This is a genomic window from Erythrobacter sp. THAF29 (genome assembly GCF_009363635.1).
Classification (GTDB): Bacteria; Pseudomonadota; Alphaproteobacteria; order Sphingomonadales; family Sphingomonadaceae; genus Erythrobacter.
Genome location: NZ_CP045392.1, coordinates 1402406 through 1427617 on the forward strand (window position 1 = coordinate 1402406; position 25212 = coordinate 1427617).

The 25212-nt window shown below is 62.2% G+C and carries 32 protein-coding genes; 24 read left to right on the forward strand and 8 right to left on the reverse strand.

Features of this window, described 5'->3' with window-relative positions; all coding sequences use genetic code 11:
- The first annotated feature begins 104 nt into the window (after nt 1-104).
- The 14 genes from FIU90_RS06810 to FIU90_RS06870 all read left to right on the forward strand — a co-directional run bounded on the left by FIU90_RS06810 (nt 105) and on the right by FIU90_RS06870 (nt 8937).
- On the forward strand, nt 105-1052 hold the full coding sequence (locus FIU90_RS06810; protein WP_152434098.1) for a heme o synthase: 948 nt from the start codon (nt 105-107) through the stop codon (nt 1050-1052).
- Nucleotides 1049-1174, forward strand: coding sequence for a hypothetical protein (locus FIU90_RS15780; RefSeq protein WP_255478574.1), 126 nt, complete (start codon nt 1049-1051; stop codon nt 1172-1174). The genes FIU90_RS06810 and FIU90_RS15780 overlap by 4 nt, the downstream gene beginning before the upstream one ends.
- 2 nt (nt 1175-1176) lie before the next feature.
- Nucleotides 1177-1755, forward strand: coding sequence for a cytochrome c oxidase assembly protein (locus FIU90_RS06815; RefSeq protein WP_152434099.1), 579 nt, complete (start codon nt 1177-1179; stop codon nt 1753-1755).
- Nucleotides 1756-1785: 30 nt separating this feature from the next.
- Nucleotides 1786-2658 (forward strand): cytochrome c oxidase subunit 3, encoded by an 873-nt coding sequence (locus tag FIU90_RS06820; RefSeq protein WP_152434100.1) that lies wholly within the window; start codon nt 1786-1788, stop codon nt 2656-2658.
- Entirely contained in the window at nt 2658-3041 is a 384-nt protein-coding gene (locus FIU90_RS06825) for a DUF983 domain-containing protein (protein WP_370515179.1), read from the forward strand. The genes FIU90_RS06820 and FIU90_RS06825 overlap by 1 nt, the downstream gene beginning before the upstream one ends.
- Nucleotides 3038-3604 carry an SURF1 family cytochrome oxidase biogenesis protein gene (locus FIU90_RS06830; protein WP_234029660.1) on the forward strand — a complete coding sequence of 189 codons (567 nt, stop codon included), beginning with the start codon at nt 3038-3040 and terminating at the stop codon, nt 3602-3604. Before FIU90_RS06825 ends, FIU90_RS06830 begins: the two co-directional genes overlap by 4 nt.
- A 61-nt stretch (nt 3605-3665) precedes the next feature.
- Entirely contained in the window at nt 3666-5072 is a 1407-nt protein-coding gene (gene thrC, locus FIU90_RS06835) for a threonine synthase (protein ID WP_152434101.1), read from the forward strand.
- Nucleotides 5072-5962 (forward strand): class I SAM-dependent methyltransferase, encoded by an 891-nt coding sequence (locus FIU90_RS06840; RefSeq protein ID WP_152434102.1) that lies wholly within the window; start codon nt 5072-5074, stop codon nt 5960-5962. Before thrC ends, FIU90_RS06840 begins: the two co-directional genes overlap by 1 nt.
- Before the next feature lie 9 nt (nt 5963-5971).
- Nucleotides 5972-6349 carry a dihydroneopterin aldolase gene (locus FIU90_RS06845; protein WP_152434103.1) on the forward strand — a complete coding sequence of 126 codons (378 nt, stop codon included), beginning with the start codon at nt 5972-5974 and terminating at the stop codon, nt 6347-6349.
- Nucleotides 6349-6666 (forward strand): Rossmann fold domain-containing protein, encoded by a 318-nt coding sequence (locus FIU90_RS06850; RefSeq protein ID WP_152434104.1) that lies wholly within the window; start codon nt 6349-6351, stop codon nt 6664-6666. Before FIU90_RS06845 ends, FIU90_RS06850 begins: the two co-directional genes overlap by 1 nt.
- Entirely contained in the window at nt 6656-7726 is a 1071-nt protein-coding gene (moaA, locus tag FIU90_RS06855; RefSeq protein ID WP_152434105.1) for a GTP 3',8-cyclase MoaA, read from the forward strand. Before FIU90_RS06850 ends, moaA begins: the two co-directional genes overlap by 11 nt.
- 5 nt (nt 7727-7731) lie before the next feature.
- Nucleotides 7732-7974: a MoaD/ThiS family protein gene (locus FIU90_RS06860; protein WP_152434106.1), complete on the forward strand. Its 243-nt coding sequence runs from the start codon at nt 7732-7734 to the stop codon at nt 7972-7974.
- On the forward strand, nt 7967-8440 hold the full coding sequence (locus FIU90_RS06865) for a molybdenum cofactor biosynthesis protein MoaE (RefSeq protein WP_234029661.1): 474 nt from the start codon (nt 7967-7969) through the stop codon (nt 8438-8440). Before FIU90_RS06860 ends, FIU90_RS06865 begins: the two co-directional genes overlap by 8 nt.
- A gap of 77 nt (nt 8441-8517) precedes the next feature.
- Entirely contained in the window at nt 8518-8937 is a 420-nt protein-coding gene (locus tag FIU90_RS06870; protein WP_152434108.1) for a hypothetical protein, read from the forward strand.
- A gap of 34 nt (nt 8938-8971) precedes the next feature.
- Here FIU90_RS06870 and FIU90_RS06875 read toward each other — a convergent pair whose 3' ends face one another.
- On the reverse strand, nt 8972-9676 hold the full coding sequence (locus FIU90_RS06875; protein ID WP_152434109.1) for a Crp/Fnr family transcriptional regulator: 705 nt from the start codon (nt 9674-9676) through the stop codon (nt 8972-8974).
- Nucleotides 9676-10179 carry a hypothetical protein gene (locus FIU90_RS06880; protein ID WP_152434110.1) on the reverse strand — a complete coding sequence of 168 codons (504 nt, stop codon included), beginning with the start codon at nt 10177-10179 and terminating at the stop codon, nt 9676-9678. Before FIU90_RS06880 ends, FIU90_RS06875 begins: the two co-directional genes overlap by 1 nt.
- A 237-nt stretch (nt 10180-10416) precedes the next feature.
- On the opposite strand from FIU90_RS06880, the gene rplU reads away from it, so the two are divergent.
- The 3 genes from rplU (at nt 10417) to FIU90_RS06895 (ending at nt 11965) form a co-directional block, all read left to right on the forward strand.
- Nucleotides 10417-10926 carry a 50S ribosomal protein L21 gene (gene rplU, locus FIU90_RS06885; RefSeq protein WP_152434111.1) on the forward strand — a complete coding sequence of 170 codons (510 nt, stop codon included), beginning with the start codon at nt 10417-10419 and terminating at the stop codon, nt 10924-10926.
- Nucleotides 10927-10938: 12 nt separating this feature from the next.
- Nucleotides 10939-11208 carry a 50S ribosomal protein L27 gene (gene rpmA / locus FIU90_RS06890; protein WP_152434112.1) on the forward strand — a complete coding sequence of 90 codons (270 nt, stop codon included), beginning with the start codon at nt 10939-10941 and terminating at the stop codon, nt 11206-11208.
- A 181-nt stretch (nt 11209-11389) separates the two neighbouring features.
- A complete protein-coding gene (locus tag FIU90_RS06895; RefSeq protein WP_234029662.1) occupies nt 11390-11965 on the forward strand; it encodes a GNAT family N-acetyltransferase in 576 nt (191 codons plus the stop codon).
- Between the two features lie 73 nt (nt 11966-12038).
- Here FIU90_RS06895 and FIU90_RS06900 read toward each other — a convergent pair whose 3' ends face one another.
- Nucleotides 12039-12968, reverse strand: coding sequence for a metal-dependent hydrolase (locus tag FIU90_RS06900; protein ID WP_152434113.1), 930 nt, complete (start codon nt 12966-12968; stop codon nt 12039-12041).
- A gap of 30 nt (nt 12969-12998) precedes the next feature.
- Between FIU90_RS06900 and FIU90_RS06905 the strand changes: the two genes are divergently transcribed.
- Nucleotides 12999-13595, forward strand: a complete 597-nt coding sequence (locus FIU90_RS06905) for a TetR/AcrR family transcriptional regulator (RefSeq protein WP_152434114.1) — start codon at nt 12999-13001, stop codon at nt 13593-13595.
- 1 nt (nt 13596) lies between these two features.
- On the opposite strand, the gene FIU90_RS06910 is transcribed toward FIU90_RS06905, so the two are convergent.
- Nucleotides 13597-14325, reverse strand: coding sequence for a folate-binding protein YgfZ (locus tag FIU90_RS06910; protein WP_152434115.1), 729 nt, complete (start codon nt 14323-14325; stop codon nt 13597-13599).
- Nucleotides 14326-14366: 41 nt separating this feature from the next.
- Here FIU90_RS06910 and FIU90_RS06915 point away from each other — a divergent pair, with 41 nt between their 5' ends.
- A complete protein-coding gene (locus tag FIU90_RS06915) occupies nt 14367-15194 on the forward strand; it encodes a patatin-like phospholipase family protein (RefSeq protein ID WP_152434116.1) in 828 nt (275 codons plus the stop codon).
- Here FIU90_RS06915 and FIU90_RS06920 read toward each other — a convergent pair.
- Entirely contained in the window at nt 15186-16076 is an 891-nt protein-coding gene (locus FIU90_RS06920; protein ID WP_152434117.1) for a RimK family alpha-L-glutamate ligase, read from the reverse strand. The genes FIU90_RS06915 and FIU90_RS06920 overlap by 9 nt on opposite strands.
- Before the next feature lie 67 nt (nt 16077-16143).
- On the opposite strand from FIU90_RS06920, the gene pyrC reads away from it, so the two are divergent.
- Entirely contained in the window at nt 16144-17181 is a 1038-nt protein-coding gene (gene pyrC / locus FIU90_RS06925; protein WP_152434118.1) for a dihydroorotase, read from the forward strand.
- Here the strand turns inward: pyrC and rarD are convergent.
- Nucleotides 17178-18101, reverse strand: coding sequence for an EamA family transporter RarD (rarD, locus tag FIU90_RS06930; protein ID WP_152434119.1), 924 nt, complete (start codon nt 18099-18101; stop codon nt 17178-17180). The genes pyrC and rarD overlap by 4 nt on opposite strands.
- A gap of 345 nt (nt 18102-18446) precedes the next feature.
- Between rarD and FIU90_RS06935 the strand changes: the two genes are divergently transcribed.
- Nucleotides 18447-19166, forward strand: coding sequence for a hypothetical protein (locus tag FIU90_RS06935; RefSeq protein ID WP_152434120.1), 720 nt, complete (start codon nt 18447-18449; stop codon nt 19164-19166).
- Nucleotides 19167-19172: 6 nt separating this feature from the next.
- On the opposite strand, the gene astD is transcribed toward FIU90_RS06935, so the two are convergent.
- Nucleotides 19173-20585 (reverse strand): succinylglutamate-semialdehyde dehydrogenase, encoded by a 1413-nt coding sequence (gene astD / locus FIU90_RS06940; RefSeq protein WP_152434121.1) that lies wholly within the window; start codon nt 20583-20585, stop codon nt 19173-19175.
- 141 nt (nt 20586-20726) lie between these two features.
- The gene (locus FIU90_RS06945; protein WP_152434122.1) at nt 20727-22136 is read right to left on the reverse strand and encodes a protein adenylyltransferase SelO family protein; all 1410 of its coding nucleotides are present in this window, start codon (nt 22134-22136) and stop codon (nt 20727-20729) included.
- A 76-nt stretch (nt 22137-22212) separates the two neighbouring features.
- Between FIU90_RS06945 and FIU90_RS06950 the strand changes: the two genes are divergently transcribed.
- The 3 genes from FIU90_RS06950 to FIU90_RS06960 all read left to right on the forward strand — a co-directional run bounded on the left by FIU90_RS06950 (nt 22213) and on the right by FIU90_RS06960 (nt 25190).
- The gene (locus tag FIU90_RS06950) at nt 22213-23079 is read left to right on the forward strand and encodes an alpha/beta fold hydrolase (protein WP_152434123.1); all 867 of its coding nucleotides are present in this window, start codon (nt 22213-22215) and stop codon (nt 23077-23079) included.
- Complete coding sequence (locus FIU90_RS06955; RefSeq protein ID WP_152434124.1) at nt 23076-24221, forward strand: glycosyltransferase family 4 protein; 1146 nt, start codon at nt 23076-23078, stop codon at nt 24219-24221. The genes FIU90_RS06950 and FIU90_RS06955 overlap by 4 nt, the downstream gene beginning before the upstream one ends.
- Nucleotides 24222-24377: 156 nt before the next feature.
- Nucleotides 24378-25190 (forward strand): tetratricopeptide repeat protein, encoded by an 813-nt coding sequence (locus tag FIU90_RS06960; protein ID WP_234029663.1) that lies wholly within the window; start codon nt 24378-24380, stop codon nt 25188-25190.
- Nucleotides 25191-25212 lie beyond the last annotated feature (22 nt).

Sequence of the window (25212 nt, forward strand, 5' to 3'; positions counted from 1 at the left end):
AGTGGGCGGTCTGACATCGCCCACCCGATAAGAAGAAAACGGGGAGGGGGCGTGCCGTAGAACGGCGCGCTCCCTTCCAGTAAAGACCGACACGAACCGAGACGATGGAAACGCTTCTCACTCCTGCTGCAAGACCGGTCACGATGCCGGCGGATTGGCGTGATTTCTTCACGCTGACCAAGCCGCGCGTGATGACGCTGGTGATCTTCACCGGCATTTGCGGCCTGCTGGCAGCGCCGGGGACGATCCATCCGGTGCTGGGCTTCACCGCCATCCTCGCCATCGCGATGGGTGCCGGCGGTTCCGCCGCGCTCAACCACTGGTGGGAAGCCGATCTCGACGCGGGCATGAAGCGCACCCGGAACCGTCCGCTCCCCTCCGGTCGGTTGCGCCGCGAGGATGCACGCGATTTCGGGATTTTCCTGAGCGCCGTATCGGTCGGGATTATGGGCGTTGCAATCGGGTGGCTTGCCGCCGCCTCGCTCGCGGTGGCGATAATCTATTACGCCGTCATCTACACGATGTGGCTGAAACCCCGCACGCCGCAGAACATCGTGATCGGCGGCGGCTCGGGCGCGTTTCCGCCGTTCATCGGCTGGGTCGCAGTTACCGGCGAGATCACGCTGATGCCGGTGCTGTTGTTCGCGATCATCTTCATGTGGACCCCGCCGCATTTCTGGGCGCTCGCGCTGTTCATGAAGTCCGATTATGCCAAGGTAGGCATCCCGATGATGCCAGTCGTCGCGGGCGAGAAGTCCACCCGCACGCAGATCCTGGTCTACACCGTGCTCCTCGCACCCGTCGCTATCGCGCCGTGGCTCATCGGTGCAACGAGCTGGGTCTACGGCTCGGTCGCGGTCGTGCTGTCGCTGCTATTCCTCGCGCTCGCGATGCCAGTTGGCACCCGCACTCGCGCCGCTGACGACGCGATGAACGAAGAGAAGACACTGTTCAAGTTCAGCATCTACTATCTCTTCATCCTGTTCGCTGCGCTGGTGGCCGACCGGCTCTTGGCGAAAGCTGGCCTGATTTCGGGAGGCTTGTTCGCATGACACCCGAAGAAGAAGCCGAAGTGAAGCGCCGCCAGAAATCGCGCAACTATGTGCTTGGCGGTACGCTGCTGTTCTTCGTCGTATTGTTTTACCTGATCACCATCGCCAGGATCGGAGGCTGAGGATGAACACTGCCGACGCAACCCTCGACGACCGCAACCTGCGTACCGGCGGGCTCGCCATCCTCGGCGCGCTGGCAATGCTCGGGCTCGGCTATGCCGCCGTTCCCCTCTACGACCTTTTTTGCCGCGTCACGGGCTTCGGCGGGACCACGCAGGTCGCGACAGAAGCGCAAGCTAGCGCGGCAGCGCGCGCCGGTGTCGACAAGGAAATCTCGATCCGCTTCGATGCCTCGACAGCCCGTGACGTGCCGTGGATGTTCCGCCCCTCACAGGCGACCGACACAGTGCGTATCGGCCAACGCGACCTGGCGACGTACGTGGCGCGCAACGATGACAGCGTGGCGATCACCGGCACCGCCACCTTCAATGTCGAGCCTGCGCAGGCGGGCAAGTATTTTCACAAGATCCAGTGTTTCTGCTTCACCGAACAGACGCTTCAGCCCGGGCAGGAAGTGAACATGCCCGTGCTCTATTACGTAGACCCAGCGATCCTCGAAGACGATGTGATCGGCGACATTGAGCAGATTACGCTGAGTTACACTTTTCACCGAGCAAAAGAGACCGTAGAGACGGGCTCGTAAATTCTGACACCAGGGACGGAAACGACCACCATGGCTGGCAAAGTAAATCACGACTATCACATTCTCGAACCCGATATCTGGCCGCTGATCGGCTCGATCTCGGCGCTGACCTTCACCAGCGGCATGGTGCTGAGCTTCTACCCCGACCTGTTCGGCGCGGCATCGGACATCGTGATGTGGGCCGGCCTTGCCGGTCTCATCGCCACGTTCTTCATGTGGTTCAAGAATGTCGTAATCGAAGCGCAGCGCGGCGATCACACGCCTGTCGTGCAGTTACACATGCGCTACGGCATGATCCTGTTCATCGCCTCCGAAGTGATGTTCTTCGTCGGCTGGTTCTGGGCGTTTTTCGATTTCGCGCTCTTCCCGACGCCGCTCGAATACGACCCCGAAACAGGCACGACCACCAGCCTGTTCGGTCAGGCGAGCGCGGCCGCCGCAACTCTCGTTCCCGAAGGGATGGAGGTCCTCGACCCCTTCAGTCTGCCGCTGCTCAACACCCTTATTCTGCTGTGTTCGGGTACCACGGTGACATGGGCGCACCATGCTTTGATCCATGGGGATCGCCGAGGCCTCAAGCTGGGTCTGTGGGCGACAATCGGCCTTGGCCTGCTGTTTACATCAATCCAGGCCTATGAGTATGGCGTTGCGCCTTTCGGCTTCGGTGGAAATACCTATTCCAGCGCGTTTTACATGGCGACGGGCTTTCACGGTTTTCACGTGATTGTAGGCACTATCTTCCTCGCCGTTTGTCTTTACCGTGCCTACCAGGGACACTTCACCCCGCGCCAGCACTTCGGTTTTGAAGCGGCGGCGTGGTATTGGCATTTCGTCGATGTGGTTTGGCTGTTCCTGTTCGTCGCAATCTATGTCTGGGGCGGCTGGGGCGCACCGGTGCACTGATGCGCGCGGACGAAAGTCCGACCAACGAGAAAGGGCAGCCCGGCTTGGTCCAGGCTGCCCTTTCTGGTTTGTGCCCGCGGTGCAAACAGCCCACCTTGTTCGAAGCGCCCGCGCGAGTGGCGAAGCAATGCGGACATTGCGGGCTCGATTTTACCGAGCTGGAGCGCGGCGGCAGGTTTGCGGGACTGGTGACCAGCCTCACCGCGGTAGTGCTGATGGCGCTCGCGATCGGTACCGATATGGCTTTCCAACCGCCCTTCTGGCTGCAGGTCGTCTTCTGGGCGCCGGTGACCGTGGCAACGGTGATCGGCGTGCTGCGGATTTACAAGACCGCGCTCCTCTATCGGCAATATGAAATCCAGGCAGAGAAGAACGCACAGTGAAGCGCATTCCGATTATCCCGACCGTGTTGGTGCTTGCCGCCGTCGCGACGATGCTTGCACTCGGAATCTGGCAATTGGGGCGGGCGGAAGAAAAGGCGGATCTTTTGGCGAGATATGAGGCTGCTGCGGCGGCGGACGCCGATGCAGAATTCCCGCTCGAAGGTGATGGCCGAGAAGTGTGGTTCCGTCCATCGACCATCGACTGCCGTGAGGTAATCGGCATCGAAACAGTCGCTGGAACCGCCGAGTCGGGGCAAAAAGGCTGGGCGCAACGGGCCAACTGCTCGGTTGGCAGGGATGCGGAAGTGCTCGTAGACCTTGGCTTCTCGCGCGAAATCGAACCACCGAAGTGGGAGGGCGGTGATGTCACAGGGGTCATTGCTCCGGGGCCGCGCCTCGTCGCCAATCCGCCGGTTGCCGGCCTTCAACCGCTCGCAAAGCCCGACCCGTCCGACCTGCCCAACAACCATCTCGCTTATGCAGGGCAGTGGTTCTTCTTCGCGCTCACCGCGCTGCTGATCTATGGCTTCGCCCTGCGCTCACGGATGAAGAAGCGGGACTAGGGTAGCGCGAAAAACCGCTTGCTTGCCCGCAGGCACCGGCAAGGCTATTCGCACCCGCACAATGGAATATATCTCCACCCGAGGCTCCGCGCCCCCGCTCGATTTCGAAGGCGTCACGCTCGCCGGCCTCGCCAGCGATGGCGGGCTGTACCTGCCGCGCGAATGGCCGCGCCTGACCGAGGACGAAATTCGCGCGCTGCGGGGCAGGCCATATCACGAGCTTGCCGCCACGATCATGCGCCCCTTCGTCGTCGGCAGTCTGACCGACGATGAACTCGATGCGCTGTGCGAGACGGTTTACGGCAATTTCGGCCACGCGGCGGTCACCCCGCTGGTGCAGCTTGACGAGCAGCACTGGCTGCTGGAGCTGTTTCACGGGCCGACGCTCGCCTTCAAGGACGTGGCGCTGCAATTGCTCGGCCACCTGTTCGAAACCTTCCTCGCCCGGCGCGGCGAAAAGATGATGATCGTCGGCGCGACCAGTGGGGACACAGGCTCTGCCGCGATCAATGCGGTGGCAGGGCGCGACAATGTCGAGATCGTGATGCTCCACCCAAAGGGGCGGGTGAGCGACGTCCAGCGCCGCCAGATGACGACCGTGCGCGCGGCCAATGTCTATAACCTCGCGATCGACGGGAGTTTCGACGATGCACAGGCACATGTGAAGCGCATGTTCCGCGATCCGGAAGTCGCGGGAAAGCTGAAGCTCGGAGCGGTCAATTCGATCAACTGGGCACGGCTGATGGCGCAGGTCGTCTATTACTTCTACTCGGCGCTGCAACTGGGCGCGCCCGATCGCAAAACCGCCTATTCGGTTCCGACCGGCAATTTCGGTGACGTGTTTGCAGGATATGTCGCAGCGCAAATGGGCCTTCCCATCGAGCGCCTGATTGTCGCAACCAATGTCAACGATATCCTCCACCGCGCCTTGTCCGAGGGCGACTATTCGGCGGGCGGGGTCACAGCGACAATGACGCCCTCGATGGATATCCAGGTCAGCTCCAATTTCGAGCGGCTGCTGTTCGATTGCGGCGGACGCGACGGTGCGGCGCTGGCCGAACAGATGCGCGGCTTCGAACAGTCGAAGGCGATGCGCCTCACCAATGCCCAGCGCGAGGGGGCGGCCGCGCTGTTCACCAGTATGCGTGCCGACCAGACCGAAACAGCCCGCGCGCTTGCCTGGGCCTATCGCGAGACCGGGCAGGTGATCGACCCGCATACCGGCGTCGGGCTCCATGCCGCGCTCGCCGCGAGCGAGGACGCGCTGGTTCCCGCCGAAGTGCCGCTGGTCACGCTCGCCACCGCGCATCCGGCCAAGTTCCCAGATGCGGTCGAGCGTGCCGTCGGCGTGCGACCTGCGCTTCCGGGCCGGGTCGGCGATCTTTTCGGGCGCGAGGAGCATTTCACCGAGATCGACGGCAGCTATGAGGCGGTGCGCGATTTCGTGCTCGCCAACGCTTCGGCCTGATGGCGACGATCGCGCCCGTTCCGCTGGTGATGGAATGCACCGGGTGGGACGCCTATCGCCTGCTCGATAGCGGCGGCGGGCGCAAATACGAGGCGTTCGGACCCTATGCGTTTATCCGCCCCGAGCCGCAGGCGATGTGGCAGCCGCGCCTTTCCGAGTGGCCCGCTGCCGGTGAATTCGTGCCCGGCTCCGATGAGGATGGGGGCGGGCGCTGGCAACTTGACGAAAGGCTGCCGGAAGGCGGCTGGGAACTCGCCTGGAACGAGGTGAAGTTTGCCGCGCAACCGACGCCGTTCCGCCACCTCCAGTTCTTCCCCGACATGGCCCCGGTGTGGGACTGGATGCGCGATCGGCTCGCGGGATGCAACGATGCCGAGACGCTCAACATGTTCGGCTATACCGGCCTCGGCACGCTCGCCTTGTCCCGCCACGGAAAAGTCACCCATGTCGATGCGTCTAAGAAGTCGGTGGCACAGGCGCGCGAGAATGCCGGCTTGTCGGGCATGGAGGATCGCCCGATCCGCTGGCTGGTCGATGACGCAGCGAAATTCGCCGCGCGCGAGGTGCGCCGGGAGAGGCGATATGACGGGATCATTCTCGACCCGCCCAAATTCGGCCGCGGCCCGAAGAACGAAACGTGGCGATTGGAAGAGGGGCTTCCCGGCCTGATCGGAAACTGCGCCAGGCTTCTCGACGACGAAAGCGCGTTTCTTTTCCTGACCGTCTATGCGGTAAGGATGAGCGCGCTCTCGCTTGCAGGACTGCTGGAAGAAAAGCTTCGCCATCTGCCCGGAACAATCGAGTTCGGCGACCTCGCAGTGCGTGAGGAAGGCGAGGGCGCAAGGTTGCTACCCACAGCGATTTTCGCGCGATGGAGCAATCCCGGCTAAGGGCACCTCATGACCGATTCGCTAACCCTCGAAGTCGCCGATCTCGAAGTCGATGTCCTCACTGGAATCTATTCAGAAGAGACCGGCAAACCGCAGCCGCTGCGCATCACCGTCCAGGCGCGCTATGACGTCGCCGATCGTTACGACGCGGACACGCCGCTGGAAGCGAGCAAGAATTACATGGATCTCAAATTCGCGATGTCCGAGGGCCTGCCAAAGGACGTGCATTTCAAGCTGATCGAGGCGGTGGCGGACCACATTTGCGAAAGTCTGTTCGTGCAGGATCGCAAGGTGCAGGCAGTGACGGTCAAGATCGTGAAGCTCGCCATTGCCGAGGCGAACGAGAAGATCGGGATCACGCTCCACCGCGAAAGGCCCGCCGACTGATGCAGCGCGTGCTCGTCCTCGAAACGCTGCCGGAGAGCGGCATCGAGGCGAGCGCCGAGTTCATGGCGGAGCACCTGGGGGCTGTGAAGTCGATCCTTGATCGCCCCGATACCGAGGCCCTCGCCATTCTGCTGCCTCCTGCGCCGAGAGACCACGATGACTGGCGCCGTGCGCTCGCACGGGATCTCGCCCGAGCGTATGCACCATCGCGGGTCAATGTGGTGGGCGGCACGGGAGAGGCGGCGGAGGCCACGCTCGCATATTTGGCAAATGCGCCCGGTGTGACGGGGCAGTATTGTCCTTGCCATGAGCAATGATGTGACCAGTGGGCCAAGCGAAACGACAGCTCGCAAGCCCGATCTGATTACCGTCGGCGGGGCCGAAGCGCCCTTGGTGGACCGGTTCAAGCGGCAGATTTCGTACCTGCGCCTCTCCGTCACCGATCGCTGCGACTTGCGCTGCTCCTATTGCATGCCCGAGCGGATGAAATTTCTCCCTCGCAAGGAGGTGCTGACGCTCGAAGAGCTGTACGAGCTGGCCTGCGGCTTCATCGATCGCGGCGTCACGAAGATTCGCATCACGGGCGGGGAGCCACTGGTGCGGCGGGATATCATCGACCTGTTCGAAGCGCTCGGCCGCAGGATCGGAAACGGGCTTGAGGAACTGACGCTCACGACCAACGCCACCCAACTCGCATCCCATGCCGACAGTTTGGCAAAGGCGGGAGTGAGACGGGTCAACATCTCGCTCGACACGCTCGATCGGGAGACTTTTGCGAGGCTCACCCGCCGCGACGCATTGCCGCAAGTGCTCGAAGGGATCGCTGCGGCGAGGGAGGCTGGTCTCAGGGTCAAGCTCAATGCCGTGGCGCTCAAGGGCGTGAACGAACGCGAATTGCCCGACATTGTCGCCTGGGGTCATTCGCAAGGCTTCGACGTCACCCTGATCGAAGTCATGCCTTTGGGAGATATCGATGGTGACCGGCTCGACCAGTTCCTCTCCCTTGGCGAGGTGCGCGCGCGGTTCGAGGAGCGCTGGACGCTGACCGATATCGATTATGCCACCGGTGGTCCCGCCAGATATGTCGGAATTGCCGAGACCGGGGGAAGGCTGGGCCTGATTACGCCGCTCACGGACAATTTCTGCGATGGCTGCAATCGCTTGCGGGTGACGGCCACCGGTCAGCTCTACCCATGCCTAGGCGGGGCGGAGCGGGTCGATCTGCGCTCCGCCCTGCGCTCGGATGACCGGGTTCGCAACCTTGCCGAAGCATTGGCGAGGGCAATGCATATAAAGCCCGAACGCCACGGCTTCCGCATGGACGAGCGCGGGGCCGAACCGGCCCAGCCGCGTCACATGTCGGTCACTGGAGGCTGAAAGAGATGGCTGTCACCATCGTTTTTCTCGGACCTCTGCGAGAGATGGCGGGAGAGGAATTGCGCGAGGTCGAAGCGCCGCTCGACTGGGCCGGGCTGCTGCGCGCCGTCGGGCCGGAAATCGCCGAACAGCTGACAAACGAGCGGGTCAATATTGCCTGCGCGGGCCGGGTTCTGGGCGACAAGACCGCCCTCGATGCCGGGGACGGGGACGAGGTTGCGCTGCTCCCGCCGGTGTCGGGTGGCTAGGCTTGTTCTTGAGACGCCGCTCGATGTGCGCCTGCTGGACAAGGGGATAAGTGTCGGCGAGGCGCTCGCCGCATACAACGCAGCCTATCCGGAAGCGGGAGGGACGGTCAGTTTCGTTGGCAAGGTGCGGGGGGGCGACGGGGTGAAAGCTCTCGAGCTTTCTCACTACGACAAGCTAACCCTGCCCGGCATGGTCGATCTCGCCGAAAAGGCTCGCGAGCGATTCGAAGTCGACGGCCTCCTCGTCTGGCACCGCACCGGGATGTTGCATCCGGGCGATGCAATCGTGCTCGTCGCCGCCGCAGCGCGTCATCGCCGCGCCGCGTTCGATGCCGCGGATTTCCTGATGGATCACCTCAAGAGTGCGGCCTGGTTCTGGAAACGCGAGCTTAGCGATGGGGAGTGGCGCTGGATCGAGCCGCGCGCCGAGGATTTCTCCGACCGCGCGCGCTGGGATAGCAAATAAGTCGAGCGACTTTGACTTCGATCAAGGTGGCCTGCGATTCGCTGGGCTAATTCTCCCTTCAACAAAGGAGAAGCCCCATGAGCAAACTCGTTACCGACCATCTCGAGCAAGGAAAGGCCCGCATTGTCGAGGCTCCGAGCCGAAAGATCGAGATCGATCGCAGCTTCGGTCTTCCAACCGCCCTCTATGGTACAACCGTTGGCCTCTACTTCGCCGTTATTGCAATTCTGGCAGCAGGCTTCGGTAATCCGGGACTCACCATTCCGATGGCCATCTTTGCACTTTTCATCGTCGCTGCCTTCGGGGTTCCGGCGCTCTTCACGCGGCTGAAGGGCAATGACAGCAAGCCGCTGACGATGGGCAAGTTCTCGCAAGAGGGCATCGTGACCTACACCGGGCGTCTCGCTCCCCGTGACGCAACCATCCAGATGCTTATTCTGCCGGTGTTGGTCGTCCTTTGGGCCTGCGCTGTAGTGACTATCGCCGCTCTGGTCTGATCGAGGGGCTTGATCGCCAGAAGCGCAATTGTCCTCAGGCTTGAGCAGCCTGGCGCCCGGAGAGGGCCTGAAGGAGCGCGGGATCGAGGACTTCGATCCCGCGCTTTCCTTTGCGTGCGATCGCGCCCGCGTCTTCTATTTCCCGCAGCTTGCGGCTGACGGTCTCGATGGTGAGGCCAAGCATGTTGGCGATTTCACCGCGCGTCAGCGGGAGCTCAAATTCGGTCGCGACATGACAGGGCGAATGGCTCGCAGCTGCGGCGAAATCATGCAGGAGCGCCGCAAGCCGCATCTCGGCGCTGCCCTGCGCGGTCAGCTCCAGCAAGCTGCGGGTTGCCAGCAAGTCTTCCTGGCTCCGCCGCAGCAGCGCGCGGGCGAGTGCGGGATACTCTTCGATGGCGCTCTCGAGATCGCGCCTGGCGAAGGTGCACAGCTTGCTGTCAGTCAGTGCAACGACATCGTGATGCGCGAAGGGAGCGAAGAGTTCCCCGATAAAACCGGAAGGATGGACCAGGGCGAGGATCTGCTCGTTGCCTTCCATATCGATCGCCGAGACTTTCAGCGCGCCCGTCACGAGGGTTGCGCATGCGGCGTCCTCGTCCCCGGCGGCGAACAGCATTTCGCCGCGCTCAAGGGAGCGGGTGCTGCCTGCTCTGGCCAGCGCTTCGCGTTCCTCCTCGGTCAGGACCGAACAGGCTGCGCTGTCCCTTACAGGGCACTGGGAGCAAGCGAGGTTCATTACGAAAGCGTCTCCCAAAGCGAGTTGAGCGTATCGTCTTCGTCATCGAGAAGGGCGGAGACAACAGTGCGAGCGTCATCGATTTCGTCCACCGGCGCAAAGGTGGTTGCCGCGATCGCTTTCAATTGGTCGAGTTCGCTCATCGGCACCGAAGTCTGGCTTCGCAGGGTCGCGAGATCCGCAAGCGCAACCAGTGCAAGCTGCCGTGCGTTCGATTCGATACTGCGTCCACGCGCCTGCGCCACGAGCGTACGCGCTCTCCGCTCGGTCTGCTCGAATTCGAGATGCGCCTCGCGAGCGCGGGCGACGAGTGCGGCAATGTCCCCGGCGGAAGCAACGGGGCGAATCGGCTCCGGCTCAGGCTCCACTGGCGTGAAGTCTCCCTGCGCCCGTTCCAAATCTCGAATTGCGAGCGAAGGATACTTGTCGCTGGCGCCCGCGCATGCGGCAACCAGCGCGCAGGCGAGCAGGGGAGCGATACGGGTTGCGTTAAGGGGCTTCATGACTATTGGCAGGCGTTACCACGATGGAATGGCCCCGCATAGCAGGTGCGCTGGCATAGGCAAAAAGAGTCGCGATTGCGGCGATTTTCTTGGGAGACGAGCGTTGACTTGGCGCAGCGTTTCCCTTAACGGCACCCATCTTTCCGACGCTGCATTCGTGCGGCGCCGCAATACCGTTTGATTGGCGCGGGGCAGTTCGCGCAAAGTCAGACAGCCAAGAGATTGAGAGTAAAGACCATGTTCGCGATAGTGCGCACGGGTGGCAAGCAGTATCGAGTTGCCGCCGGAGACAAGATTGCCGTTGAAAAGCTCGCGGGTGAAGCCGGCGACACGATCACGCTGGGCGATGTCCTGCTGGCTGGCGAAGGCGAGAAGATCGCTGACGCCTCCAAGGTCACCGTCTCGGCAGAAATCATTGCCCAGGCCAAGAGCGAAAAGGTCGTCGTTTTCAAGAAGCGTCGCCGCCACAACTATCGCCGCAAGGCTGGCCATCGCCAGCAGATGACCCTGCTGCGCATCACCGATGTCGGCGAAGGCAAGAAAGCACCGGCCAAGAAAGCTGCTCCCAAGAAGGAAGCTGCTCCGAAAGCCGACACCGAAGCGAAAAAGGCTCCGGCCAAGAAGGCTCCGGCAAAGAAGGCCGCTCCGAAAAAAGAAGCCGCAGCCAAGAAGCCCGCAGCGAAAAAAACACCGGCAAAGAAGGCTCCTGCCAAGAAAGCAGCGCCCAAGGCCGAAGACAAGAAGTAAGGACGCAGACCAATGGCACATAAAAAAGCAGGCGGTTCATCGCGTAACGGTCGCGACTCAGCAGGTCGCCGCCTTGGTGTGAAGAAATTCGGCAGCGAGCAGGTCGTCGCCGGAAACATCATCGTGCGCCAGCGCGGAACGAAGTTCTATCCGGGCACCAATGTCGGCATGGGCAAGGACCATACCCTATTCGCGCTCGAAGATGGTGTGGTGCGATTCCACAAGGGCAAGCAAGCGCGCAAATACGTGTCGGTAGACGCGATTGCGGAAGCTGCCGAATAATCGGACGGTTCGATAAAGGGATCGTCCAGATGGGACGGTCCCAGCCGATCAATCGGCTAACGTAGAGGGAGATGGGGCCGACCCGTCTCCCTCTTGTCGTTTCTCCCTACCAGCCCGGCGAAAGTCCCTTTCGCTGAAATGCAAATGTCATGCATCGTTCTTACAGGGCGACGCGGGACCGATGAGGAGAAGAACCGTGTTCCACCGCAGCGAAAGACTGCTTTTAAGACCCCCCTGGCCCGAAGACTGGAATATCGTCCTCGGCGGCATTGCCGATGAAGGCGTCGTGCGAAACCTCGCCCGTGCTCCGTGGCCTTACAATGCCGAAGATGCGCGCAAATTCGTGAAGCTTCCGGTCGATCCCAAGTATCCGCGTTTCCTCATCACGCGGGCCCGCGATGCTGCTCTTGTGGGCTGCATCGGAATCGATCTGATGCAAGGCGAGCGCGGCGAAGATTCCATAGCGGAGACTGAACTGGGATACTGGATCGCGCGACCGTTCTGGGGGCAGGGATATGCAACCGAAGCGGGCCGCGCGGTGATCGACGTTGCGAAAATGCTCGGTCATGAACGGTTGGTCGCCTCGCACTATCTCGATAATCCGGCCTCGGGTTCCGTCCTGAAAAAGCTCGGCTTCGTGCCGACGGGCAGAGTGGTTGAGCGCCATTCCTGCGGTCGCGGCGAAAAGGCGCCGACCGCTGAATACGAATTGACGCTCGAAGCAGCAGGCGCGGCGCAAGTGTCGCAAGCCGCCTGAACCGCAGAACAGAAGCAAAGAAAAACCCCGGAAGTCTTGCGAGATTGCCGGGGTTTTTCGTTTTACGAGCCGGTTACTCGGCGGGCATCACCGCATCGGAATAGGGGCTTTCCCATTTCTGGATCAGCGCCCGATCATCGTGCTTCCAGGGATGGAAACCGGGCATAACGATGCTTGCCCATTCAACAAACATCCGCCGCATCATTCCGGGTTTCCACCATAGGAAAGCATAAAGCTTGCGCTTCGCCTGCTTCCGGGTGAAGCCGTCCTGTTCAAGCAGGCCGATCGCGTCGCGGATACGATTGCCGAAATATTTCTTGGTGATGAGTGCGGCGACAAGCGCGCGGGTCTTGTAGCGTTTCCACGCGCTCCAGTCCTTCGTCGCGTGCAGCCACACATCGTAGACGAGGCCCTTGTGCTCGATTTCCTCAGTCGCGTGCCAGCGCCATATCTCGGCGGCGACCGGGTCTGCACCTTCGAGATAGTCGGGATATTGCAGCAGGTGGCGGCTGATGATCGCGGCGAAATGTTCGAGCGCGATAGTGATCGCGAGATTGAACTCTTTCGGCCGACCCTCTGTCAGTGCGAGCATCGCCTGGATACCCTGATCGATGCTCTCGACGTTGTAACCATGATCGGAAACCAGTCGGTTGAACGCAACGTGTTCGCGCGTGTGATTGATTTCCTGCGTCGTGAACGCCTTGACTTCGCGCGCCAGCTTCGGCGGCAGATCCGCCCGGAAGTCGCGCAGCGTATCGATGAAAAAAGCCTCTCCGCGCGGCAGGCTCGCCGACACGGAATTGTACCAAGCCGTCGCGACCGGATCGCCCGAGTGCCAGTGTCGCGGCACCATCGCCTCGCGCGGAAAACGTTCGTTGCGCACGATCAGCTCGTGCTCGGCAGGCGTCGCGCTGGTGCGCGCAAGTCCTGCGGAATTCTCGGTTTCGACAGCGGCCCCCTGAGTGGCAGAACGGTCGAGTTTGATCGTGGTCTGCTTGTTCATGTCTTCAGTTTTTATTAGGGATCCAAATTAATGACAAGTCGCAAGAGATTAACGCCCGAGGAGTCGCGCAGTTCCGCCCTTGAAGCTGCACGCGCACTCTTGATCGAAGCAGGGCCGCAGGCGGTCACGCTCAAAGCGGTTGCCGGCCGGATCGGACGGACCCATGCCAACCTGCTCCATCATTTCGGATCGGCATCCGGTCTGCAGAAAGCACTCGCCGAACACCTGGCGAAGACGGTGTGCGAGACGATCATCGAGGCAGTCCATGCGAGCCGCGCCGGGCTTGGTTCGGCGCGCGAAGTGGTAGACCTCGCTTTCGATGCGTTCGACCGCGAAGGCGCAGGCGCTCTCACAAGCTGGATGCTGCTCACCGGCAACGAGGATGCCCTGAACCCGATCGTGTCTACTATCCACGAATTGGTGGACGAGATCGCGCCGGGTGAAGCGGAAACGCACGGAGATGTGATGCACGTCCACAAGGATACGCTCAGTCTCGTGCTGCTGGCGCTGGGGGATGCCCTGATGGGCGCGGCGCTCGCAAAGTCGCTCGGCCTGCCTCGCAACACTGCGCGTGAACGGGCGGCGGCGAACCTCGAAGCCTCGCTCGCTGAATATTACCGCAGCTGACCTAGCCAGCTATTCCCGCGCGCTGCCAATCTGGCAGCGTTTCCGGGTCAAGGTCGGCAACACGAAGGTGATCGACCGCCAGACCGAGATCGGGATAGGCCGTCTTGCGCCGCTTTTCCTCCGACTGGTCGAGCGGGACCACGACCAGCCTCCTGTTGACCTTTTGCCGCCAGTTCATACGCGCGGTGTTTTCCTGCCCGATATAGCAACCCTTGTCGAAGCTGACGCCGTTCAGCTCGACCGCATTTGTCTCGAGCCACAGTATGTCCGCCAGCTCAGCCCGGCCTTCCGGCACGCCGAGCGACAGGCGATGGGCCAGATAAACACCGTCGCCAGCTTCTGCGTCGCTCACCGGACCGATGGCGCGGTGGCCCAGACCCGGCAGTCGCGGATCTGGTGAAGAGCCTTCGAACGGCTCGTCGCCCCAATATGTTGCCAGCGTCTCTTCTCGGGCAATGTCGATCGGTCTGCGCAGGCGATAAAGCGACAGCCGCTTCGCAAGGTCGTCTGCTGCATGTGCTTCGCAATCGAGCAGCACGGCATCGCCTTCCGCCCACACAAAAAAATCGAACATCGCCTTGCCCTGAGCCGAAAGCAGCGCGGCATAGACGGGCAGGTTTCCGCTGACATCGTTGGTGACGAGGCCTTGCAGAAAGGCGCGCACGTCTTCGCCTTCGTCGCGGGGAGAGAGGCGCACGATCGCGCGCGAGGCCAGCCGTTTCGCAGTCATGCAAGACAAATAGGATCGCGGCGCGCTAAGGCAAATGCGCAATGCGCGATTTCGAACTTCTGGCTTTCTCGGGCGGCGGTATCCGCTGCTTCTGGCATGGCGGTTTTCTGTCGGTGCTCGAACAGGAAATCGATCTCGAGCCTGAGATCGTAACAGGCGTTTCAGGCGGCGCGCTTTCGGCAGCGGCCTGGATATCGGGGCGCGAAACGCTGCTTAAAGACCTGATGCGCGAAGCGTTCGGCATCAACGATGCGAATGTCGAGGCATCGTCCCACGGCATGATCACGCCGCATGAAGATCTCTATCGTGCCGTCGTCTCTACTCTGCTCGACAAAGAGGCGTTGCAGCGGATCGCCGATGGTCCGCGATTCGAATTGCTATTGTCCTGCCCTCCGCATCTGATGCCGGGAACAGTGGCGACCTTGCTGTATGGCGCGCTCTACAAGCTCGACGAAGCCATACGTTCCGATCCGCGGCTGGTGTTGCCGGGGAAAGCAGGGCTAGGCGCATGCGTAGCCGATGCCCGTGCGGCTGCACGCGCTGGCACGCTCGTCAATCTAGTTTGCGCTGCGGCGACCATTCCTCCTGTATTCGAGATGTCGCGATGGGGCGGCAGGCGCGTGTTGGACGGAGCATTCGTGAGCAAGGTTCACCTGCCCGATGACCGTCCGCGAAACACGCTCGCATTGCTAACCAAACGCTATGGTAAGCTGAAGGGCAGCGAGCACATTACGTTCGTGTCACCGGGCAACGAAGTTGCCGCCGACAAGATCGACTTTACCGATCCAGACAAAATCGAACTAACGTGGCAGCAGGGCGAGGCCGACGCCCGCCGATGGCTCGTTTCGAACGAAGGTGGTTCAGTCTAGGCGCTGGGCTATCGCGCGGGCCAGCCGTTCGCCCAGGTCCGGCCCCTGTTCGGGATAGAGATAGGGTTCGATCAGCTCCGCCTCCATTACCATCAGCGCGCCGTCCTCCGCGCGAAGCATGTCGATCCGAGCATAGAGGGGAGCATCAAAGGGAAGGGCAGAAACGATCGCTCCGGCCGCGCAAGCTTCTTCGGGCGAAGGCTCGAGCTTGGTTTCGGTACCGCCATATAGCGACTGGATGCGATAATCGCCGTCTGCCGGCAGCTTTCGAAGCGCATGGCTCAGGTCGCCGTCGATGAAGATAAAGCTAAGCTCGCCCTCCTTTGCAATCGCGGGAAGGTAGGGCTGGATCATCGCGCGGTGACCATATCGCCACTGCGGATTGGGTAACGCCTTGCGGTCGATCAGTTCCTGGTCGAGCGCGCCTGCGCCAACCTGGCGCTTCACCACCAACCGTTCACAGTCGAAATGCTCGAATGCCTCTTCGAGTTCGTAACGGGATACACTGTGGCGCCACAGGGTCGGGACTGTTGCCGCGCCCCGCTCTGCAAGGTCGCGCAAATAGGTCTTGGTAGCATTCCAACGGACGACCTCCGGCGAATTGCACACCGAAATGCCGCGCGATGCCAGCGTGTCGAGCCGCGCGACAAACGCATCGGGCTTGTCCTGATAATTCCAGGCGGTGCCCAGCATCACGAGATCGAGCCCCTCGAAATCTTCGAGCGGCGCTTCCCAGTCGATCACATCCATTTCAAGCCCGCGCGTTTCGAAGGCCGGTGCCAGCGCGGCGATCATAAGATCGTGCTCATACGCATCGCCTCGGCGCCGGTCACCGTCACCGGGCAGAGTGGTCTCGCAGGCAAGGAATCCGATTCGCCTCATCGCCAAGCGGCATATGAGCGCGCGGCGGGACTGGAAAGCCCTTGCAAGCGTCCCTATGGGAACGCGCATGACCGAAACGCTCACGATCCGCCGCCCCGACGACTGGCATCTTCACTTTCGCGACGGTGAGGTGATGCGCGGTGTCGTACCCTACACGGCGCGACAGTTTGCCCGGGCGATCGTTATGCCGAACCTCACCCCGCCGGTGACGACCGCCGCAATGGCCGCTGAATACCGCGAGCGGATTCTCGCCGCCGTGCCTGAAGGTTTGCGGTTCACGCCGCTGATGACCTGCTACCTCACCGACACGACCGATGCGGAAGATCTCGTGCGCGGCGCAGCCGAAGGCGTGTTTACGGCCGCCAAACTCTACCCCGCCAACGCGACGACCAATTCCGCGCACGGCGTGAGCGATGTCGCGAAGATCTACCCCGTGCTCGAGCGCATGGAGACCGAAGGCGTCATTCTGTGCGTCCACGGGGAGGTGACCGATAGCGAGATCGACGTGTTCGACCGGGAGGCCGAATTCATCGAGCGCCACATGCGTGCGATTGTGCGCGATTTTCCCAGGCTCAGGGTCGTGTTCGAGCACATCACCACCGCTGATGCCGCCGAATTCGTGCTGGGACAGGGCGTCAACGTTGCAGCGACGATCACCCCGCAGCACCTCCACATCAACCGCAACGCGATGCTGGTCGGCGGTATCCAGCCGCACAATTACTGTTTGCCGGTCGCCAAGCGCGAAACGCACCGTCTGGCGCTGAGAAAGGCGGCGACCTCGGGCAATCCCAAGTTCTTCCTTGGTACCGACAGCGCGCCGCATCTGCGTTCGGCCAAAGAGACTTCGTGTGGGTGTGCGGGTATCTTCAACGCACCCTACGCACTCGAAAGCTATCTCAAGGTTTTCGAGGAGGAGGGCGCACTCGATACATTTGAGGGTTTCGCCTCGCTCCACGGTCCGGCCTTTTACGGCCTTCCTGTAAATGAGGAAGAGATCACGCTCGAACGCGCCGAGGTTACAGTGCCGGCCAGCCTGCCGCTCGCGGGCGAAGAGATCGTTCCGTGGCACGCGGGCGAGGTGCTCGGTTGGCGGATGAGGGGTTAGGCGGAAGCCTTCGCGCGGCGGCTTTTCGACCACAGATCGGCAACGAAGATCGCAACGGCGGCCCAGATCAGCAGGAAACTGCCGAGCTGAGCAGGCTTCAGTTCCTCGCCAAACACCGTCAGACCGAGGATGAAAACGATAGTCGGCGCGAGATACTGAATGAAGCCGAGGGTCGAGTAGTTCATTCGCTTGGCCGCGATCGCAAACAGCAACAATGGCACAGCGGTGACCACGCCGGAAAACGCGATGGCTGCGCTCAGCCAGAAACCGGTCCCGAAGGATGGACCTGCGGGACTCGCCGCATACCACCAAGCGATCCCGCATGCCGGGAGCAACAGTATAGCGCTCTCGATCGTAAGGCCGGGGAGCGATCCCACCGGAACCTGTTTACGAACAATGCCATAAAGGCCGAAGCTCAATGCTAGCGTGAGGCTGATCCAGAGCGTCGTGAGGGCGCCGACGGCCAGAAGCGCAACGGCGCTCGCCGCAATGGCGACTGCGAGCCACTGCCATTTGGATAGGCGCTCTCCGAGCAGCAGCGTGCCGAGCAGCACGTTGAGCAGGGGATTCAGATAATAGCCGAGGCTCGCGGCGTAGACCTGCTCCTGCATGATCGCCCAGATGTAAACGAACCAGTTGATCGCGATCAGGATCGCGCTCGCCAGCAACGCCAGCATCGTGCGCGGGTTGGTAACCGCCTCGCGCAAAGCGGGGAACTGCTTCCGGAGCGCTACGATCAAAAGGCAGAATGGCAATGTCCAGATGATGCGCCAGCCGACGAACTCGAAGGGCGGCACGCTGGTGACGAGCAGCAGGTAGAGCGGCAGGAAACCCCAGATGATATATGCGCCCAGCGCCGCCGGGAGGCCGGAGGGCTGGGAGCTGCTTTCAGCGCCAGGGATCGCAAGAGAGGTCGCCATTAGCATCCGCCACTAGGCCGCGCGCACGTGCGGCGCAAGCACGGCGACTGCGCTCAAACCCGACAGGAAAACTGCCCTGAACCTTAACGCTCGCTTTCGGGCTGGATTGCAGCCTGTTCAGGTTTACTCTTGTATAGATGAACAACAAGCTTGGGTGGCGCGGGGTTTCCTCCCCTTTGCCCGCGTTGCCCTTCCAAACTTGGGCCCTTCCCACCAAAGGCCCGGGCGCGGCAACCACCAGCCGCGGAAAGCGCTCTCGTGCCCCATCGGCACGGGGGCGCTTTCATTTTCGCTCTCCGAGAAAGGAGGATGTTAACCTTGTTCGGGCAGGGGCAGGGCGTGGAGATGCATCGATCCCTGAGCGCGCTTGCAGCGCTTTGCGCTGTAGCTGTGCTGCCGTCGTGCAGCGACGAGCTTCCTGCCGTGGCCGAGCCGGACATCGTCGCCACCGATCCGCTGCTCGCGCGCGCGCTCACCGATCCGCTGATGGTCGATCCCGATCTTGCGTATCGCAACGAAGCCAATGCCGCCGTCACCATACGCTACGACCACCCCTTGCCACCCCTTACCGCAACGGATGAACTCGCCGAAAGTGCGAGCAATCTCGCGCGCGTAAAATTGCTTGAAGACGGCCCCATCCCGGAGCTGCCGCTTCCGGTGAGCGATACCGTGCCGAACTTGTCGAACATCACGGGCGCGCGTGCATTGGTCGAACAAGTCGGCGGACCTGCCGATTGCGCCTCACGGCTCGAAGACGATATTGGCTGGGCAGCGCAAATGCCCGGCCCTTCCGCGATCATGCCGCACGGAATGACCCAGCAGGCAGCCGGCGTCGAGAGTGCTGCGTGCTCTATGCGCGTCGTGCGCTATCTCACGCCCGCAGCGATGGACAGTGTCATGCAGTTTCACCTTGCGCTCTCCGACAGGGCGCGGCTGGGTCCGGTCGTATACGATAGTCCCGAGCGCGCGATCGTCGGCAAGGGGCGCGAGGAAGCACTGGTCGTTCACGTCCGTCCGGGCTCCGGAGGACTGACCGCGGTCGATCTCATCTATTGGAAGAAGTGAGCCGCTCTAGTCCTTGACGCCAATGGCAATATTGGCGCGCGGCTGCTCCATCTCCGTACTGGCAACCGGATAGGCGCAGTAATCGGCGGCGTAAAAAGCTGCGGGACGATGATTTCCCGAAAGGCCGATACCGCCGAACGGCGCCGAAGAGGAGGCGCCGTTGGTCGGGCGGTTCCAGTTGATGATCCCTGCGCGGATGTTGGCCCAGAAACGGGCATAATCCTCGGGCGACCCGCCGATCAGCGATGCGGACAAACCGAAACGTGTATTGTTTGCCTCGGCGATTGCGGCATCGAGATCCGGTACGCGGATAACCTGAAGGATCGGACCGAACAGTTCGATATCGGGCCGGTCGGGAATGTCGGTGGTGTCGAGGATGGCAGGCGTCAGGAAAGGCTTGTCCGGATCCGGCCGGCGCAAGTGCGTCAGCGGTTTGCCGCCCGCAGTGACGAGCGCAAGAAAACTCTCGCTCAGCCGGTCGGCCGTGTCGTTGTCGATCACCGGCCCCATGAAGGGCGCAGGCTCGCTCAATGGGTCGCCGACAATCAGGCTCTTCGCCAAAGGAAGCAATTCCTTCATGAGCGGCTCGACCATGCTTTCTACCACGATGAGGCGGCGTGCGGCGGTGCAGCGCTGCCCGGTCGTCGTAAAGGCGCTTTGCACTATCAGAGCGGCAGCATCCTTCACCAGCGGCGTATCGGTGACGACGATCGGATTGTTGCCACCCATTTCGAGCGCGACGATCTTGCCCGGATTGGCCGCGAGCTTTCGATTGATCGCTATGCCGACTTGCGCTGATCCGGTGAATAAAACTCCATCGATACCGGGATGCGCAACCAGCTTCTTGCCCTCGTCGGGCCCACCGATCACGACTTGCACGACGTCTTCAGGGATCTTGGCCTTGTGGAAACACCGGACGAGCGCGGCACCGACCGCCGGTGTTTTTTCCGAAGGTTTGAACAGGATCACATTGCCGGCGATCAGCGCCGGAACGATATGACCATTGGGCAGGTGTGCAGGGAAATTGTAAGGGCCGAGAACCGCCATTGCACCGTGCGGCTTGTGCCGCAGCGCTGCCGTTCCGTTCAATGCGCTATCGAGCTTCTTCTTCCCCGTGCGTTCGGCATAGGCGGTGATCGAAATCTCGACCTTGTTGATGACGGCATCGACCTCTGTCTTTGCTTCCCACAAGGGCTTGCCGGTTTCTCGAGCGATCAGTTCTGCAAGCCCGTCCGCTTCCGCGCGCACTTCATTGGCGAACCGGCGGACCATCTCCATCCGGTTGGCGAGAGGGCGCGCGGCCCATTCCGGCCAGGCCTTGCGGGCGGCGCTGACCGCAGCAGCGACATCGGTGTGCTCGCCGCGCCAGAGTTCCTCTCCAGTCGCGGGTTCATATGAGATCAGGGTGTTGTCACTCATTGTATTGTCGTTGCCCGTCTCGCACATTCCCCATCCGGCGACGCGCGCTTCGTGGCGGCCCGCTCGGTCCCGGAAAATCCGGTACTGCGGAACATAGTGAAAAGATAGGGCAAACGCGAATTTAGATCCGAGTCCGGAGAGCTAATCTGCGTTTGTATGACCCGCAGGAGATGGCGGTTCGCCGTGGGCAGCGCTCATGCGGCGCAGCGCGGCTACCTTGTCGTGGAGCGGGCCCCAATCGTCACGCTGGTCGATCGCCGACCAGATCGCCTCCACTTCCTCGATCAGCATGGATTGCGGCCCCGGGTCGGACCAGTATTCGTGCGCGGCATCGGTGGGCGTGTAGGCGGCTAGGGCATCGGCGAGTTCGCCCTCCAGTTTTCTTCGCCCGGCGCGATGGGCGAAGAAAAACGCATCGGGTCCCTGTCCGCTTTCGCGCATCGCCTGTTCGCACATGGCTACAAGCCGCGTGTCTTCCTCCACCCCGCGCTGCTCGACGCCGAGCCGCCAGCACCACCGGCGCGCCACCGCCTGCATGTAGAGCGGGCCGAATCTGTTCATCGCCGCAACCAGCGGCTCGGTTTCGGCGAGCAGGCGCAGCGCGACCGCAAACTGCCCGCAATTCCAGTGGATCGCCTCGGGCTGGCGACCGAAGGCATAAAGGCCCGCATGGTCGAAATAGGCGGCGGTGAAGCCCGGATCCCATTGCGGCAGCCAGCGCCACGGTCCGTAATCGAAGCTTTCGCCGGTCACGTTCATGTTGTCGGTGTTGAGCACCCCGTGGACGAATCCTGCCACCATGTAGCTCGCGGCAAGATCGGCGAGGCGCTCGATCACCTGGTGCATCAGGATCACCGCCGGCTCGTCGCGGCCCGGCGCATCGTCGGGTGGGAGCGGGCCGGGAAAATGCCTTAGGCAATAGTCGACCAGCTCCTCCATGTGGTCCCGCTCCTCGAATGCGAGCAGGCGCTGGAACGTGCCGATGCGGATATGCGAGTGGCTGAGGCGGACCATCGCAGCGGACCGGGTGGGGGAGGGTTCGTCGTCGCGCATGAGCTGCTCGCCCGTCTCGATCACGGAAAAGGTCTTGGACGTGTTGGCCCCCAGCGCCTCGAGCATTTCGGTCGCGAGGATTTCCCGAACCGCTCCCTTGAGCGTCAACCGGCCGTCTCCCGCGCGGCTATAGGGGGTCTGGCCCGATCCTTTAGTCCCGAGGTCGAGCAGGCGGTCATCGCCGTCGCGCATCTGTGCGAACAGAAATCCGCGGCCATCCCCGATTTCGGGATTGTACACGCGGAACTGGTGCCCGTGATAGCGCAACGCGAGCGGCTTTTTCAGGTTGTCGGGCAGCGGCTCGAACCGGCCGAAATGCTTCGCCCATTCGGCATCGCCCAACTGATCGAGCCCCACGGTCCTTGCCCACCGGTCGTTGCGGAAACGCACCTGCGTCTGCGGAAATTCGGCAGCCTCGACCGGATCGCCGATCCAGTCTGCAATTTCGAGGATCGCGGGGTCGGGGCGGTATCGGGAAGGTTGCGGTTCGGCGCGCATCCCGCGATAGTGGGGGCAAGCAGAGGCGGGTGCAAGCGTGCTCGCCCGAATTCTTTCCGAGGGAACATCGCCGCCGATGGCAGCCAAATTCGAACACCGGACCTGGACCAGCGCGGACGGGCTCGAACTGCATTACCGCGACTATCCCGGCCCCCAAGGCTATGACGGCCCGCCGGTCCTGTGCCTTCACGGCCTCACTCGCAATGCGCGCGATTTTGCCGCGCTCGCCGATCACCTGAGCGAGACGCGGCGGGTCATCGTGCCCGAAATGCGCGGGCGGGGGATGAGCGATTACGCGCCCGATCCATCGACCTACAATCCGGCGCAATATGTCGCCGATGTCGAAAAGCTCCTCGCCGAGCAGGGTATCGACCGGTTCATCGCCATCGGAACGTCGATGGGCGGCCTGATGACGATGATGCTCGCCGCAGCCCGGCCCGGCCGTATCGCGGCCGCCGTCCTCAACGATATCGGGCCGGAAATCGAACCGGCCGGGATCGAGCGGATTGCAGGATATGTGGGGCAGGGGGGCAGCTATCCGACATGGATCCACGCGGCGCGCTCGCTCGCAAAGGTGCATGGCGAGGCGTTTCCCGATTTCGATCTCGACCAATGGCTCGAAATGGCAAAGCGAACACTGATCGTGAGCCAGAACGGGCGGATCACCTACGATTACGACATGGCGATTGCCGAGCCCTTCAAGCAACCGGGAGGGGCGGCTCCGGCCGATCTGTGGTCGGCTTTCGAGGCACTGCGCGGTGTTCCGATGCTGCTGGTGCGCGGCGAGCTTTCCGACCTCGTATCGCCCGAAACGGTGCGGCGGATGGAGGAGATCAATCCGGCGATGAGGACGGTCACGATCCCGCGCGTTGGCCACGCACCGACCCTCGACGAACCCGAAGCCCGCGCCGCGATCGACACGCTTCTGGCCGACATAAAATGAGCGAGAAACCCAGGGTGCTCCACTGCCACTCGACCTTCGCGGCAGGCGGGAAGGAAGTGCGCACGGCGAAGCTCATCAATGCATTCGGCAAGAAGCTGTCGCACCACATCGTCTCTGCCATGCCGGAAGAGATGGGAGCGCGGGCACTGATCGATCGCCAGCGAAGCGAGGTCGGCTATCCTGCGGATTTCCCCTCGCTTACGGGTAAGCCGACCCCCGGCCGGCTGGTCGAGATCGCGCAGGCGCTCAAGCCCTACGATCTCATCCTCACCTACAACTGGGGAGCAATGGACGTGGTGCTTGCGCACACAGTGTTCGCCCGGCAATTCGATCTTCCGCCGCTGATCCACCACGAAGACGGCTTCAACGCCGACGAGGCGGATCAGCTCAAATGGACCCGCAACTGGTTTCGCCGTGTGGCGCTCGGCCGGACGCATTCTCTGGTTGTCCCGAGCCAGACGCTTGAGAAAATCGCGGTCGATGTGTGGAAACAGCCGCGAGAGCGCCTCGTTCGCATACCCAACGGCATCGATACTAAAGCGTTCGCGAAGAGGCCCGATCCGGGCAAACTGCGCCTCGTCAAGCGTGAGGGCGAACGCTGGGTTGGTACGCTCGCAGGACTACGCGGCGTCAAGCAATTGCCGCTCCTGGTTGAGGCGGTAAGCAGATTGCCGGAGAACTGGCATCTCGTAATTCTCGGCGACGGGCCGGAGAAAGACGCGATCCGGCAGGCGGCGGTCGACCACGATATCGCGCACCGGGTGCACTTACCCGGTGCCATCGAGGATCCGTCAAAGGTAGTCGGACTGTTCGATGTTTTCGCTCTATCGTCAAAGTCAGAACAATTCCCGCTATCGGTGGTGGAGGCAATGGCTGCGGGGCTGCCCATTGCCGCTCCCGAAGTGGGCGATGTGAAAGACATGGTGTCCGAGGCGAACCGTCCCTTCATCTGCATCCCCAACGATGCTGGTGCGCTGGGCGCGATGCTTGCCGAACTGGCCGGAGACGATGAACGGCGCAAAGATATCGGCGCCGCGAACCGCGAAAAAGCGCGGGCGCAATTCGACATTTCGAATATGGTCGAACGGTATGGCGAACTCTATTCCGCCGCGCTGAGAGACAAGTGGACCGGGCCGCGATAGGCTTGCTTGGCACGATTGCTTAACCCGGCGTTCAACTCGCAGCCGCCAATTCAGGCGGGGAGAGCCGCAGCCGCCGGGCGAACGCGGCATTGCGGAAGGTTGCGCGCCAGCCTAAAGACCCCCGCAAACACGTTAACTGCATGAGGAATGGCCCCCGTGGCGCTCACTCCAACCGGTTCGAACATCACCGATCCCAAGAAAAAGCCCGACGACGACGCGATGGCGCCGGAGGACGAAATCCTCATGCGCGAAATCGACGAGGCGGTGCGTCAGGACGACACCGCCGAGTTCTTCAAGAAATACGGCGTCGCGCTGGGAGGCGGGCTCGCGCTCTTGCTGGCGGCATTTGGCGGATACCTCATCTGGGACAGCTACAACGAGGGCAAGCTCGAAGAGCAGTCCGAAGTGTTGGTCCGCGCGCTCGATCAGTCGCAAGCCGGCGATTTCGCTGCGGCCAGCGAGACCGCAGAAACCCTGCTCGAATCCGGCGAGGCTGGCCCGCGCACTTCGGCGCGGTTTCTGCAGGCTGCAGCCGCATTGGAGCAGGAGAACACGGCAAAAGCGGTCGAAATGTACGCGATGATCGCAGCCGATGAGGACGCTCCGCCTGCCTTACGCGATCTCGCTCGTATTCGCGAAGTCGCAACCAATTTCGACGATCGCGACCCGGCGGACGTGATCGCAAAGCTTGAAGGCCTGGCCGTGCCGGGCAATGCCTTTTTCGGCAGCGCGGGCGAGCTGGTCGCTATCGCCCATCTCGAAGCGGGTGACCGCGCGCAGGCTGGCGCGCTTTTCGCCGCCATCGCAAAGGATGAAGAGGTGCCCGAGACGCTGCGTTCACGCGCGCGCCAGATGGCAGGGCTGCTCGGCGTCGATGCGATCGAGGATGTCGATCAATTGCTGGAAGACGAGGGGATTGATCCGGAAGCGGGCCTCGGTCCGCTCGAAGGGGGCGCTCAAGGGCAGTGATGCCTGGGAGCGAGGGACACGT

Excerpts from the sequence above, each read along its gene's own strand:
- FIU90_RS06810 (WP_152434098.1), top strand. The coding sequence starts at position 105 with ATGGAAACGCTTCTCACTCCTGCTGCAAGACCGGTCACGATGCCGGCG.
- FIU90_RS15780 (WP_255478574.1), top strand. The coding sequence starts at position 1,049 with ATGACACCCGAAGAAGAAGCCGAAGTGAAGCGCCGCCAGAAATCGCGC.
- FIU90_RS06815 (WP_152434099.1), top strand. The coding sequence starts at position 1,177 with ATGAACACTGCCGACGCAACCCTCGACGACCGCAACCTGCGTACCGGC.
- FIU90_RS06820 (WP_152434100.1), top strand. The coding sequence starts at position 1,786 with ATGGCTGGCAAAGTAAATCACGACTATCACATTCTCGAACCCGATATC.
- FIU90_RS06825 (WP_370515179.1), top strand. The coding sequence starts at position 2,658 with ATGCGCGCGGACGAAAGTCCGACCAACGAGAAAGGGCAGCCCGGCTTG.
- thrC (WP_152434101.1), top strand. The coding sequence starts at position 3,666 with ATGGAATATATCTCCACCCGAGGCTCCGCGCCCCCGCTCGATTTCGAA.
- FIU90_RS06840 (WP_152434102.1), top strand. The coding sequence starts at position 5,072 with ATGGCGACGATCGCGCCCGTTCCGCTGGTGATGGAATGCACCGGGTGG.
- FIU90_RS06845 (WP_152434103.1), top strand. The coding sequence starts at position 5,972 with ATGACCGATTCGCTAACCCTCGAAGTCGCCGATCTCGAAGTCGATGTC.
- FIU90_RS06850 (WP_152434104.1), top strand. The coding sequence starts at position 6,349 with ATGCAGCGCGTGCTCGTCCTCGAAACGCTGCCGGAGAGCGGCATCGAG.
- moaA (WP_152434105.1), top strand. The coding sequence starts at position 6,656 with ATGAGCAATGATGTGACCAGTGGGCCAAGCGAAACGACAGCTCGCAAG.
- FIU90_RS06860 (WP_152434106.1), top strand. The coding sequence starts at position 7,732 with ATGGCTGTCACCATCGTTTTTCTCGGACCTCTGCGAGAGATGGCGGGA.
- FIU90_RS06870 (WP_152434108.1), top strand. The coding sequence starts at position 8,518 with ATGAGCAAACTCGTTACCGACCATCTCGAGCAAGGAAAGGCCCGCATT.
- FIU90_RS06875 (WP_152434109.1), bottom strand. The coding sequence starts at position 9,676 with ATGAACCTCGCTTGCTCCCAGTGCCCTGTAAGGGACAGCGCAGCCTGT.
- FIU90_RS06880 (WP_152434110.1), bottom strand. The coding sequence starts at position 10,179 with ATGAAGCCCCTTAACGCAACCCGTATCGCTCCCCTGCTCGCCTGCGCG.
- rplU (WP_152434111.1), top strand. The coding sequence starts at position 10,417 with ATGTTCGCGATAGTGCGCACGGGTGGCAAGCAGTATCGAGTTGCCGCC.
- rpmA (WP_152434112.1), top strand. The coding sequence starts at position 10,939 with ATGGCACATAAAAAAGCAGGCGGTTCATCGCGTAACGGTCGCGACTCA.
- FIU90_RS06895 (WP_234029662.1), top strand. The coding sequence starts at position 11,390 with ATGAGGAGAAGAACCGTGTTCCACCGCAGCGAAAGACTGCTTTTAAGA.
- FIU90_RS06900 (WP_152434113.1), bottom strand. The coding sequence starts at position 12,968 with ATGAACAAGCAGACCACGATCAAACTCGACCGTTCTGCCACTCAGGGG.
- FIU90_RS06905 (WP_152434114.1), top strand. The coding sequence starts at position 12,999 with ATGACAAGTCGCAAGAGATTAACGCCCGAGGAGTCGCGCAGTTCCGCC.
- FIU90_RS06910 (WP_152434115.1), bottom strand. The coding sequence starts at position 14,325 with ATGACTGCGAAACGGCTGGCCTCGCGCGCGATCGTGCGCCTCTCTCCC.
- FIU90_RS06915 (WP_152434116.1), top strand. The coding sequence starts at position 14,367 with ATGCGCGATTTCGAACTTCTGGCTTTCTCGGGCGGCGGTATCCGCTGC.
- FIU90_RS06920 (WP_152434117.1), bottom strand. The coding sequence starts at position 16,076 with ATGAGGCGAATCGGATTCCTTGCCTGCGAGACCACTCTGCCCGGTGAC.
- pyrC (WP_152434118.1), top strand. The coding sequence starts at position 16,144 with ATGACCGAAACGCTCACGATCCGCCGCCCCGACGACTGGCATCTTCAC.
- rarD (WP_152434119.1), bottom strand. The coding sequence starts at position 18,101 with ATGGCGACCTCTCTTGCGATCCCTGGCGCTGAAAGCAGCTCCCAGCCC.
- FIU90_RS06935 (WP_152434120.1), top strand. The coding sequence starts at position 18,447 with ATGCATCGATCCCTGAGCGCGCTTGCAGCGCTTTGCGCTGTAGCTGTG.
- astD (WP_152434121.1), bottom strand. The coding sequence starts at position 20,585 with ATGAGTGACAACACCCTGATCTCATATGAACCCGCGACTGGAGAGGAA.
- FIU90_RS06945 (WP_152434122.1), bottom strand. The coding sequence starts at position 22,136 with ATGCGCGCCGAACCGCAACCTTCCCGATACCGCCCCGACCCCGCGATC.
- FIU90_RS06950 (WP_152434123.1), top strand. The coding sequence starts at position 22,213 with ATGGCAGCCAAATTCGAACACCGGACCTGGACCAGCGCGGACGGGCTC.
- FIU90_RS06955 (WP_152434124.1), top strand. The coding sequence starts at position 23,076 with ATGAGCGAGAAACCCAGGGTGCTCCACTGCCACTCGACCTTCGCGGCA.